Genomic DNA, 9,921 nt, shown 5'->3' on the forward strand with positions numbered 1-9,921 from the left:
GTGTCAGGGCCCGGTCGGCCCGAGCAAGGAACCCCCGGCCGGCACGGGACCGAGACCGTCCGGGTGGACGGGCACCTCCGTCCCGCCGCGGACCGGCCGCACCCACCGGAGGCCGCACCACTCGCCCATGTAGCGGACGACCTCCCCGGACTTCCGGTCCAGCACCAACTCCCCGACCGAAGCGGGACGGTAGGGCTCGACCGGTGGGGCGGGGGCGGCGTCCGGCGGCACCACCTCGGCGAGCGACCACGTCTCGGGTCCCCGGGGTTCGCTGTGCTCGCTCACGCTGTGCTCCGATCATTCGCCGTTCCGTCACCAGCATCGGCAGCGGCGGCTACGATCGGAAGTGTTTCTAATCAACACTTGACTGAGTTGAACTGGGGGAACGCCAGTGCGGATCAACGAACTTGACCCGTCGTCATCGCCACTGGCGGCGTTCGGCTGGCAACTCCGTGAACGGCGACGACGAGAACGGCTCACCCAGGAGGGCCTGGGGGTGCTGGTCGGTTACACGGGCGCCTACGTCTCGCTGATCGAGAACGGAAAGCGCCGCCCGCCCGTTGAGTTCGTCCGCGCGGTGGACCGGGCACTGGGAGCGGCGGGGGCGCTGGAGGGCGCGTGGTGGATGCTCGGCCACACCGCTTTTCGAGGAGGGTTCCCCGAGTATGTCGGCCTTGAGTCGGTGGCCCGTCGCATTCACGCGTGGGACATGGGGCTTCCGCCGGGGATCGCCCAGACCGAAGAGTTCGCGCGTGCGCTGCAAGCCGGTTATGTACAGCGTGGATCGGTCACACCGGAGCAGGCCGAAGAGCGGATCGGTGTGCTGCTCGGAAGGCAGGCTCCCCTGCACCTGCCGGACCCGCCGGAGCTGCACATGGTGCTCGACGAGAGCTGCATCCGTACGGTGGTCGGATCGCCCGGGGTGACCGCGCGCCAACTGGCTTGGCTGGCCGAGCTGTCCACGCGCCCCAATGTGGTCCTCCAGATCATGCCGTTCGCCGGTGGTGCGAGGCGGCCGTTCACTCACCTGACCATTCTTCTGACCATGGCCGACGGCACATTGGTGGGATACACCGAGACGCATCAACGGGGTTATGTAGAACAGGAAAGCGAGATCGTGGCGGGGTGGATGCGCGAGTATCATCGCCTGCAGATCGAAGCACTTTCCCCGGCTGACTCCCTCGTGCTGGTCGGCAAGGCTCGGAAGGATCTCTGCAATATGGTCCCCGTTGACCCGGCCAACGCCGGTTGGTTCAAATCCAGTTACTCGGATGGCGCCGGTGCGTGCGTCGAGATCAGCACGGCCTACGCGCAGTCCCACGGCGTGGTGCTGGTCCGCGACAGCAAGGACCGTGCCGGCTCGTACCTCACCCTCCCGGCCACCGCCTGGGGCGCCTTCGCCGGGGCGGCCGGCAGCGGCGTCTTCGGCGCGGTCTGACCGGGCGGCGGCAGGTGAGCCCCCGGCGTGGTGCCGGGGGCTCTGCTGTGTGCGGGGCGGGCTACTGGTCGGAGACTTCGGACAGGTTGCTCAGCCAGGTCGGGACGTCGTACTCCTGGGCGCAGCTGCGCGCGGCCTCCTGGGTGGCGGAGTCGGCCCGGCAGTCCAGGTAGTCGTGGTAGGCGAACTGGATGGTGAACGCGCCCAGCGAGACCAGCAGGGCGAGGCCGCCGGTGAGCAGGGCGCCGAGCGCGGCGGGGACCTGCGGGCGGACCGGGCGCGGGGCGAACGGGTCGTCGACCGGTTCGGCGGGGGTGCGCAGGACGGTGACGGCGTACCAGACGGCCAGCAGGGAGAGCGGGAAGCCCACCCAGTAGAGGCCGAACAGCACGGTGAGCAGCGCGGCGAAGCCCGACAGCAGCGCGTTGCGGGCGGCGCGGTGCGTGGGGTCGGCCGGGTCGAGCTTCGGCGGGGCGGGCTGCTGCTGGCCGGGGTCGGGGCGTTGGCCCCACGGCGGGGGCTGGGGGCGGTCCTCGTCGGGCCGCCCGTCGGATCGCTGCCCGGACGCGGGCGGCCGCGGGGTGCGGGGACGCCAGGGCTGGTCGGGCGCGCCGGGCGGAGGGGGCGCGAAGGGGTTGCGCTCGCCGCTGTCCTCGCCGCTGCTCATGGTGTCGGCCGTTTCTGCTCGTCGGGTGGCCGCCCGTCGGTGGGGGAGTGGGCGGTCGGTCAATGATCCCCCAGCCGGTTCCCGGCCGTACGGCACCCTGCCGGGTCGGGGTCCGGGCGGGTGGGAGATCCGCGTCTCAACTACGCGCGTAGCGTTGCCGGGCGGTGACAGGTGGCCTCCCACCAGCCGTTATCGTGGTGACGGTCGGCAGCTTCCCAAGGTTCCTCGGGCACCCGCAGCGCCGCGGCCCCCGGTGGTCCGCCGCCGGCTCCCGACCTGCCGCCGCCCGTAGTGGCCCCACCGAGGGTGGACGTACCAGCGGGCGGCACCCGACACGTACGGAGAATCGCGCCGTGGCTGCCGCTGACGCCCAAGTGTTCCCGCCCCGTACCCCCGGACCGGCCCGGCTGGTGGTGCTGGTCTCCGGCTCCGGCACCAACCTCCAGGCGCTGATCGACGCCGCCGCCGACCCCGCGTACGGCGCCGAGATCGTCGCGGTGGGCGCCGACCGCGACGGCATCGCGGGCACCGAGCGGGCCGGGAGGGCCGGCATCCCGGTCTTCACCGAGCGGATCAAGGACCACGCCGACCGGGCCGCCTGGGACGCCGCGCTGACCGCCGCCGTCGCCTCGTACGCCCCCGACCTGGTGGTCACCGCCGGGTTCATGAAGATCCTCGGCCCCGCGTTCGTCGCCGCCTTCGCCGGGCGCACCGTCAACACCCACCCCGCGCTGCTGCCCGCCTTCCCTGGCGCGCACGGCGTCCCCGACGCGCTGGCGTACGGGGTCAAGGTCACCGGCTGCACCGTGCACCTGGTGGACGCCGGGGTGGACACCGGGCCGATCATCGCCCAGGGCGTGGTGGAGGTCGAGGACGCCGACCACGCCGACGGCGGCGAGGCGCTGCACGAGCGCATCAAGACTGTCGAGCGCAAGCTGCTCGTCGAGGTCGTGGGCCGGCTGGCCCGCGAAGGACACCGCATCGAAGACCGAAAGGTATGGATTCCGGCATGAGCGCCGCTTCCTCCGCCAACACGCCCGTCTCCGAGAACGTGCGCCCGATCCGGCGCGCGCTGATCAGCGTCTACGACAAGACCGGGCTGGAGGAGCTGGCCCGGGGGCTGCACGCCGCCGGGGTCGCCATCGTCTCCACCGGCTCCACCGCCGGGAAGATCGCCGCCGCGGGCGTCCCGGTCACCGAGGTCTCCGAGCTGACCGGCTTCCCCGAGTGCCTGGACGGCCGGGTCAAGACCCTGCACCCGCGGGTGCACGCCGGCGTGCTGGCCGACCTGCGCCTGGAGTCGCACCGCGCGCAGCTCGCCGAGCTGGGCGTCGAGCCGTTCGACCTGGTCGTGGTGAACCTGTACCCGTTCACCGCCACCGTCGCCTCCGGCGCCACCCCCGACGAGTGCGTCGAGCAGATCGACATCGGCGGCCCGTCCATGGTCCGCGCCGCCGCGAAGAACCACCCCTCGGTGGCCGTCGTGGTCGACCCGGCCCGCTACCCGGACGTGCTGACCGCCGTGCAGGGCGGCGGCTTCGACCTGCTGACCCGCAAGCGCCTGGCGGGTGCCGCGTTCGCGCACACCGCCGCGTACGACGTCGCCGTGGCGGGCTGGTTCGAGGAGTCGGGCTACACCGAGTCCGAGGCCGCGTTCCCGGCCTTCCTCGGCAGCACCTGGGAGCTGGGCGACGTCCTGCGCTACGGCGAGAACCCGCACCAGCAGGCCGCGCTCTACACCGATGGGACGGGCGGCCTCGCGGGCGCCGAGCAGCTGCACGGCAAGGCGATGTCCTACAACAACTACGTGGACACCGACGCCGCCCGCCGCGCCGCGTACGACCACGAGGGCCCGGCCGTCGCCGTCATCAAGCACGCCAACCCGTGCGGCATCGGCACCGGCGCGGACGTCGCCGAGGCGCACCGCAAGGCGCACGCCTGCGACCCGGTCTCCGCGTACGGCGGCGTGATCGCCGTCAACCGCCCGGTCTCGGTCGAGCTGGCCGAGCAGATCGCCCCGATCTTCACCGAGGTCGTCGTCGCGCCCGGCTACGAGGACGGCGCCCTGGAGGTGCTGACCAAGAAGAAGAACCTCCGGGTGCTGCGCGCCCCCGACGCCCCGACCGACGCCCTGGAGTCCCGCCGGATCTCCGGCGGCCTGCTGCTCCAGCAGGTCGACCGGGTCGACGCGGCCGGCGACGACCCGGCGACCTGGACGCTGGCCACCGGCGCGGCGCTGTCCGCCGAGGAGCTGGCCGAGCTGTCCTTCGCCTGGCGGGCCTGCCGGGCCGTCAAGTCCAACGCGATCCTGCTCGCCAAGGACGGCGCCTCGGTCGGCGTCGGCATGGGCCAGGTCAACCGGGTCGACTCCTGCAAGCTCGCCGTCGAGCGGGCCGGCGAGCGGGCCGCGGGCGCGTACGCCGCCTCCGACGCGTTCTTCCCGTTCGCCGACGGCCTGGAGATCCTGCTCGCCGCGGGCGTCAAGGCCGTGGTGCAGCCCGGCGGTTCGATCCGCGACGAGGAGGTGGTCGCCGCCGCCGAGAAGGCCGGCGTGACCATGTACCTCACCGGCACCCGGCACTTCTTCCACTGAGCCGCGGGTGACGCCGAGGGCCCCGCACTCCGGACTCGGAGTACGGGGCCCTCGGGCTTCGCGCGGTGCGGCTACTTCTTGATCACCAGGGTGCCGGCCGCACGGTCGTGCCAGCCCTGCAGCTTCCCGGAGTTGTCGAAGAACGGCGACAGGAAGACCAGCAGCGCGCCGATGTAGCAGACCAGGGCGCCCACCATCGGGATGATGAAGCGGATGAAGCCGCCGCCCACGCCGGGGTGCTGGCCGTCGTTCTCCCGGACCACCCGCAGGCCCAGCGCCATCTTGCCGATGGTGGCGCCCGCCAGGCCGACCAGCAGCCACTCGTACAGCAGGCCGAACACGGCGATCACGGCGATCAGGCCGAACATCGCCACGACGACGTTGGTGCCGGCCTGCGTGTTGCTGTTCACGCAGTCGTCCCAAGCGGTGCTCGGGTAGTCGTAGCCCGAGCAGTCCGTGCTGGTCTTGTCGGCCAGGCCGACCATCCCGGCCACGCCCGCGAACATCGCGATGCTGACGATCACACCGGTGACCAGGCCGTCCAGCAGCCGGGCCAGGAAGCGCTGGCCCATGGTGGCGAGCTTCACCGTGCCCAGGTTCGCGATGTTGATGTAGCCGTTGTTGGCCTGGATCGTGCCGGGCTGCGGCGGGTAGCCGTAGCTCGCCTGCGGCGGGACCTGCTGCGGGTAGCCGTACGGCTGCTGCGGCTGCCCCTGCGGGTAGCCGTAGCCGGGCTGCTGCTGCGGGGCCTGCGGCGCCTGCGGGTAGCCGTAGCCGGGCGGCGGGGGCTGCTGGCCGTACGGGTTGTTCGGGTCGGGCGGGTAACTCAACGGTGCCTCCGGGCAGGAAGGGGTGTGGACGGAACAGGGAAAACCTGGGGACGGGCGGGCAGGGACACCGACCGCCGGGCAGCGTAGCGGAGCGTGCGGACAGGACGCCGGGCAACGGTCATGGACGGCCCGCCCGTTCAGGGCCGGAACGGACCGAGCCGGGCCAACTCCCAGGCCCAGGCCGGTAACAGGGCACCGGCCAGCAGCAGGTTGCGGCCCGCGTACGACAACCCGCGCCACCATCGGCCCGGGCCCAGCGGCCAGGCCACCAGCAGCACGGCGGCCAGCGCCGTCACCGGGTTCGCCAGCAGCGCGGCGCCCCAACGGCCGTGGCCCGCCTCGACGAACACCGTGGTGCTGCCGCACAGCGGGCACGGGACGCCGGTCAGCAGGCGCAGCGGGCACAGCACCCCCGGGTCGTGCGCGTCGTGCGCCACGGCCACCGCGACGGCCGCCCCGGCGACCACCGCCGCCCGCAGCAGCACCCGCAGCGCCGCGCCCGTGCCGCTACCGGCCGCCCGGCGGCGCGGGGCCGGGACGCCCGGGGCCGCCGCGGCCGGGACCGGGTCGCACGGGGCCGGACTGCACGGGGCCGGGCCGGGCGGTACCAGGTGGGCCGGGGCCGGTGCCCCGGGGGCGCTCACGGCCGCGCGGGGGCGCGAACGGGCAGGGCGGCAGCCGTGCCGCGGACGCCGCACGGCCCCGGCAAGTACGGTTCGCTCACTGTCGTTCTTCCCCCGGATTCTCGTCCCCCGCCGGCGACGGCCCGTCACCGGGACCCGACGCGGCAGGCATGGCCCGGCCATCGTCGTCCGTACCGCGCCGCGCTGTCCAGCCACCAGCCGGAACCCGGACCGGACCGTGGCCCAACCGCAACGGGCCCGGTACGCTCCGTGGCCGCCGCGGCGGCGCTCGGTGGCCGGCGCGGGCACCGCCGGTCTTGCGGCCGGTCCGACGGGCGGTCCGGCGGCACGCCCGCCGCCGCCGATCCGCGAGAATGGGGGCATGACTGCCCAGATTCTCGATGGCAAGGCCACCGCGGCCGCGATCAAGTCCGAACTCGCCGTCCGCGTGGCGGCCCTCAAGGAGCGGGGCATCGTCCCCGGCCTCGGCACCGTCCTGGTCGGCGACGACCCGGGCAGCCGGTGGTACGTCAACGGCAAGCACCGGGACTGCGCGGAGATCGGCATCGCCTCCATCCAGCGCGAACTGCCCGCCACCGCCACCCAGGAGGACGTCGAGAACGTCGTCCGGGAGCTCAACGCCGACCCGACCTGCACCGGCTACATCGTCCAACTGCCGCTCCCCAAGGGCCTGGACCAGAACCGCGTGCTCGAACTCATGGACCCCGACAAGGACGCCGACGGCCTGCACCCGACCTCGCTCGGCCGCCTCGTCCTCGGCATCGACGGCCCGCTGCCCTGCACCCCGCTCGGCATCGTCGAACTGCTCCGCCGCCACGGCGTGGCCCTCGACGGCGCCGAGGTCGTGGTGGTCGGCCGCGGCATCACCGTCGGCCGCTCCATCGGCCTGCTGCTCACCCGCCGCAGCGAGAACGCCACCGTGACGCTCTGCCACACCGGCACCCGCGACCTCGCCGTGCACCTGCGCAACGCCGACGTCATCGTCGCCGCGGCCGGCGTCCCGCACCTGGTCAAGCCCGAGGACGTCAAGCCCGGCGCCGCGATCCTCGACGTCGGCGTCTCCCGCAGCGAGGGCAAGATCGTCGGCGACGTGCACCCCGGTGCCGCCGAGGTGGCCGGCTGGATCTCCCCCAACCCCGGCGGCGTCGGCCCGATGACCCGCGCCATGCTCCTCAACAACATCGTCGAGGCGGCCGAGCGCCGCGCCGGCGCCTGACACCGGTGCCCGGCGCCACGCGGCGAGGCCGCCGCCGTCCCCCCGCCACCACCGAGGGCACCCTGCCACCGGAGGGCTCCGCGACCGCGCTCGACCGCCGCCACACCCTCCCGCTGCGGCAGTGGCCGATCACGCTGCTGCTCGCCGTGGCGGCCCTCGGCCTGCTCACCACCTGGGCCGGCCACTTCCGGCTCGGACTGCTCCTGGTCGGCGCGGCGCCGCTGCTCGGCGCGCTGCTCCGGCTCGGGCTGCCCGACGTCGGCATGCTCGCCGTCCGCAGCCGGTTCACCGACGTCACCCTGATGTTCCTGTTCGGCGGCGCGATCGTCCTGCTCACGCTGGTCGCCCAGCCCGACCCGTGGCTGCGGGTGCCGGTGCTGGAGAACATCGGCCGGCTGATCGGGCACCCGCTGCGGTGACCGCCGCGCGGGACCGGGGGCGCGGCGCGGTCCGGCGGCCCCGGTCCCGCACCGGCGCACCGGCCGGCCCCGTGCCCCGGTCGGTGCCGTCAGCGGCCTTGCGATAGCCTTGCCCAGGTCTCTCGATATCGAGAGATCATCCTCGGCTCCAGCGCGCCGGTGTGCCTGGGGCACCTGGCGATCGCAGGAGAAGGCTGAAATGACTCGCACCCCCGTCAACGTCACCGTCACCGGAGCCGCCGGCCAGATCGGCTACGCGCTGCTCTTCCGCATCGCCTCCGGTCACCTGCTGGGTGCCGACGTCCCGGTGAACCTGCGGCTGCTGGAGATCCCGCAGGGCGTGAAGGCGGCGGAGGGCGTCGCCATGGAGCTGGACGACTGCGCCTTCCCGCTGCTGCGCGACATCACCATCACCGACCAGGCGAACGTCGCGTTCGACGGCGCCAACGTCGCCCTGCTGGTCGGCGCCCGTCCGCGCACCGCGGGCATGGAGCGCGGCGACCTGCTCTCGGCCAACGGCGGCATCTTCGGCCCGCAGGGCAAGGCGATCAACGACAACGCCGCGGACGACATCAAGGTCCTGGTGGTCGGCAACCCGGCCAACACCAACGCCCTGATCGCCCAGCGCAACGCCCCGGACGTCCCGGCCGAGCGCTTCACCGCGATGACCCGCCTGGACCACAACCGCGCCGTCGCCCAGCTGGCGAAGAAGGCCGGCGTCACCGTCGAGGACGTCAAGAAGGTCACCATCTGGGGCAACCACTCGGCCACCCAGTACCCGGACCTGTTCCACGCCGAGATCGCCGGCAAGGCCGCCTTCGACGCCGTCGGCGCCGACCAGGAGTGGGTCGAGAACTTCTTCATCCCGAAGGTCGCCAAGCGCGGCGCCGAGATCATCGAGGTCCGCGGCGCCTCCTCGGCCGCCTCGGCCGCGAACGCCGCCATCGACCACGTGCACACCTGGGTCAACGGCACCCCGGCCGGCGACTGGACCTCGATGGGCATCGTCTCCGACGGCTCCTACGGCGTGCCGGAGGGCCTGATCTCCTCCTTCCCGGTCACCACCTCGAACGGCACGTTCGAGATCGTCCAGGGCCTGGACCTCTCCGAGTTCGACCGCAAGCGGATCGACGCCTCGGTCGGCGAGCTCGCCGAGGAGCGCGACGCCGTCCAGGAGCTCGGCCTCATCTGAGCGTTCACCAACCGCGCTCGCTGACCGACGTCGAAGGGCCGGGACCCGCATGCGGGTCCCGGCCCTTCGACGTCGGTCAGCGAGCGCGGTGAATAGTTATCTGACGTTCCGGCACAAGGTAAAAATACCTTAAAATTAATTCCCCACTGCTTCGCCCACTGATGACTTGATGGGGGGATAGCTGACATAGTCGCCGTTGGTCTGGTGAATATGCCAGGGGAGCGTGCCGAATGCTCGGCCCATCAAGGAGTCTTCGCATACATGTTCAGTTCGGATCTGATGCGTTCCGCTAGGGAGCGGTCAGGTACTTTGTCGTTCTCATCTGGATTGAGAGGATTGGGGGCGATATGCGCCGCAGCACTAGTTGTTTCGCTGGCCACGGCCCCGGCTTTCGCGGCACCGGCCGGGGCGAGCCGTCCCGGTGCGCCGGGGGCGGCGGCCGTCAGGGGGGTAAAGTCCCTGGGTACGAAGAAGATCGAGGTGTCGGGGGACGCGCAGCGGGTGTTCTCGCCGAAGGCGACGGCATGGCCGAAGGCGGCATCGGGCCGGGCGGCGCTGCCCGGCTCCGGTGGGAAGGCCGAGGCGGACGGCACTCCGGTGTGGGTGGAGTCGGCGAAGGGTTCGTCGGCGTCCGCGGTGGACGTGAAGGTGCTGGACCATGCGAAGAGCGCCCAACTGGGCGTCTCGGGTGTGGTGTTCACGGTCGACGGCGGTGACGTGCGCGGGAAGGCGCGGGTCGGTGTCGACTACTCGTCGTTCGCGGAGGCGCTGGGCGGCAACTACGCCTCGCGGCTGCACCTGGTGTCGCTGCCGGCGTGTGCGCTGACGACGCCTGAGGTGGCGGCGTGCCGGGTGCAGACGCCGCTGGTGACGGATCGTGATGCAGTGGGGAAGAACATCTCGGCCGAGGTCGACCTGAGTG

11 protein-coding genes are annotated in these 9,921 nt (G+C 72.6%); 7 read left to right on the forward strand and 4 right to left on the reverse strand.

From position 1 onward, the window contains the following. Nucleotides 1–3: 3 nt before the first annotated feature. Complete coding sequence (locus K353_RS20320) at nt 4–285, reverse strand: hypothetical protein (RefSeq protein ID WP_233533698.1); 282 nt, start codon at nt 283–285, stop codon at nt 4–6. Between the two features lie 106 nt (nt 286–391). On the opposite strand from K353_RS20320, the gene K353_RS20325 reads away from it, so the two are divergent. Further along, nucleotides 392–1,438, forward strand: coding sequence for a Scr1 family TA system antitoxin-like transcriptional regulator (locus K353_RS20325; RefSeq protein ID WP_111554980.1), 1,047 nt, complete (start codon nt 392–394; stop codon nt 1,436–1,438). 61 nt (nt 1,439–1,499) lie between these two features. Here K353_RS20325 and K353_RS20330 read toward each other — a convergent pair whose 3' ends face one another. After that, nucleotides 1,500–2,105, reverse strand: a complete 606-nt coding sequence (locus tag K353_RS20330; protein WP_111554981.1) for a hypothetical protein — start codon at nt 2,103–2,105, stop codon at nt 1,500–1,502. Between the two features lie 353 nt (nt 2,106–2,458). Between K353_RS20330 and purN the strand changes: the two genes are divergently transcribed. Both purN and purH read left to right on the forward strand, forming a co-directional pair. After that, nucleotides 2,459–3,118 (forward strand): phosphoribosylglycinamide formyltransferase, encoded by a 660-nt coding sequence (gene purN, locus K353_RS20335; RefSeq protein ID WP_233533699.1) that lies wholly within the window; start codon nt 2,459–2,461, stop codon nt 3,116–3,118. Further along, complete coding sequence (gene purH, locus K353_RS20340; protein ID WP_111554982.1) at nt 3,115–4,698, forward strand: bifunctional phosphoribosylaminoimidazolecarboxamide formyltransferase/IMP cyclohydrolase; 1,584 nt, start codon at nt 3,115–3,117, stop codon at nt 4,696–4,698. The genes purN and purH overlap by 4 nt, the downstream gene beginning before the upstream one ends. A gap of 71 nt (nt 4,699–4,769) precedes the next feature. Here the strand turns inward: purH and K353_RS20345 are convergent, their stop codons facing one another. Then, entirely contained in the window at nt 4,770–5,528 is a 759-nt protein-coding gene (locus K353_RS20345; protein WP_111554983.1) for an RDD family protein, read from the reverse strand. Between the two features lie 137 nt (nt 5,529–5,665). After that, entirely contained in the window at nt 5,666–6,172 is a 507-nt protein-coding gene (locus K353_RS20350; protein ID WP_199528178.1) for a DUF2752 domain-containing protein, read from the reverse strand. Between the two features lie 361 nt (nt 6,173–6,533). Between K353_RS20350 and K353_RS20355 the strand changes: the two genes are divergently transcribed. From K353_RS20355 to K353_RS20370, 4 genes are all read left to right on the forward strand, one after another. Further along, the gene (locus K353_RS20355; RefSeq protein WP_111554984.1) at nt 6,534–7,388 is read left to right on the forward strand and encodes a bifunctional methylenetetrahydrofolate dehydrogenase/methenyltetrahydrofolate cyclohydrolase; all 855 of its coding nucleotides are present in this window, start codon (nt 6,534–6,536) and stop codon (nt 7,386–7,388) included. A 5-nt stretch (nt 7,389–7,393) separates the two neighbouring features. Further along, a complete protein-coding gene (locus K353_RS20360) occupies nt 7,394–7,807 on the forward strand; it encodes a DUF3017 domain-containing protein (protein ID WP_199528179.1) in 414 nt (137 codons plus the stop codon). A gap of 199 nt (nt 7,808–8,006) precedes the next feature. Further along, nucleotides 8,007–8,999 (forward strand): malate dehydrogenase, encoded by a 993-nt coding sequence (locus K353_RS20365; protein ID WP_111554985.1) that lies wholly within the window; start codon nt 8,007–8,009, stop codon nt 8,997–8,999. A gap of 480 nt (nt 9,000–9,479) precedes the next feature. Next, a partial coding sequence (locus K353_RS20370; RefSeq protein WP_146616521.1) for a hypothetical protein occupies nt 9,480–9,921 on the forward strand: 442 nt, incomplete at its 3' end.

The sequence above is a fragment of the Kitasatospora sp. SolWspMP-SS2h genome, assembly GCF_003259315.1.
Lineage (GTDB): Bacteria > Actinomycetota > Actinomycetes > Streptomycetales > Streptomycetaceae > Kitasatospora > Kitasatospora fiedleri.

What these genes read in the sequence shown, in the direction of transcription:
- K353_RS20365 (WP_111554985.1), top strand. Translation starts at nt 8,007, where the DNA reads ATGACTCGCACCCCCGTCAACGTCACCGTCACCGGAGCCGCCGGCCAG.
- K353_RS20355 (WP_111554984.1), top strand. Translation starts at nt 6,534, where the DNA reads ATGACTGCCCAGATTCTCGATGGCAAGGCCACCGCGGCCGCGATCAAG.
- purH (WP_111554982.1), top strand. Translation starts at nt 3,115, where the DNA reads ATGAGCGCCGCTTCCTCCGCCAACACGCCCGTCTCCGAGAACGTGCGC.
- K353_RS20330 (WP_111554981.1), bottom strand. Translation starts at nt 2,105, where the DNA reads ATGAGCAGCGGCGAGGACAGCGGCGAGCGCAACCCCTTCGCGCCCCCT.